Below are 1,116 nucleotides of genomic sequence, written 5' to 3'. Positions count from 1 at the left end.
ATTTCCGCATACGCTTCGGCTGCAGTTACAACGGCTATACCAGGTATGGAGAGTAATAATCTTCCGTCGGTTTGAAGCAGGACAGATTCAATCTCTTGTTCGAGGCGCGTGATTTTTTCATCGTATCGTTCTAAATCTTCGAGTTTCATCCTTAAAAGGAGAAGCTCAGCACCCAGTTCCTCCTTCGGGCGTGACAACGCTTGATTAGCGACGCGAAGCAGCTTTTGGATGGTGGAAGAGCGGATTTTAAGATTATGCTTCCGAGATATTTCACGAAGTCCCGTTTCTCCCAGCGACATCACCATACTTGGATGAGGATAGTGCTTCATCACAAAGAGAGAGGATTTCCCCCACATATCACTAAAGACAGTTGTTTTTGTTGGTTTACCGTGATCGTTGGAGGAGAACCCTTGGTACTCCCGCCAGATGACGTCCATTAATCCTCTGATTTCCATCCGTAAAGTGGATCGCTTGCGTACTTCTGATCTCCTTGCCCTGGTTAGTGTAAGAAGTTGACGATAATGACCTTCTGGCAGTTTCGATTCCGTGGCTTTATTGCCAACCATTGCGTAAGCAATGGCAACTAAGTCAAGATCATCTGTCTTACACCAGTTTAGGGCACTAGCACGTTCTTCCTTTGTAGTGTAAGGATTGATAATCTGCACTTGATAGCCATGCTTAGCCAGGATTCGAACAATGTCCTCGTAGTAATGTCCTGTGGCTTCAACACCTAGAAATATGCGGACTGCGTCACAATCTTTTTCGGCTTGTTTAATTCTGTCGCAAAGCAGTTGAATTCCGCTCTCGTTGACAGAGAAGAAAAAGGGCTTTACAATAATGTCGCCGAAAAAATTGCATATGAGGGCTTTTTGGTGGAGTTTTGCGGCATCGATTGCTACGATGAGCACTTGCTCCAAGTTAACACCTCTCAGTTGTTGACTGAACTTGTTTCCCTTACGCCCTTGAATGTGTAAGGATTTCCCCATGCGACTTCAACCTCCTATTGTGATGATAGGTGTGTTTGATTGAAGTTCCCTGTCAGGTACTTCTTTTTTCCGTAGTCGCTGGGGATTTTCCTTTGTTTAAGGACATTATTTCATACACCAGAATTTATAA

The 1,116-nt window shown here is 44.4% G+C and carries 1 protein-coding gene; it reads right to left on the bottom strand.

The window, feature by feature from the left end:
• A partial coding sequence (locus ACE99V_RS20290) for an IS110 family transposase (protein WP_400493003.1) occupies positions 1-986 on the bottom strand: 986 nt, incomplete at its 3' end.
• Positions 987-1,116: the final 130 nt, after the last annotated feature.

The sequence above is a fragment of the Brevibacillus soli genome, assembly GCF_044759095.2.
Classification (GTDB): Bacteria; Bacillota; Bacilli; order Brevibacillales; family Brevibacillaceae; genus JBIYSM02.
This window is presented reverse-complemented; position numbering and strand designations above follow the sequence as displayed.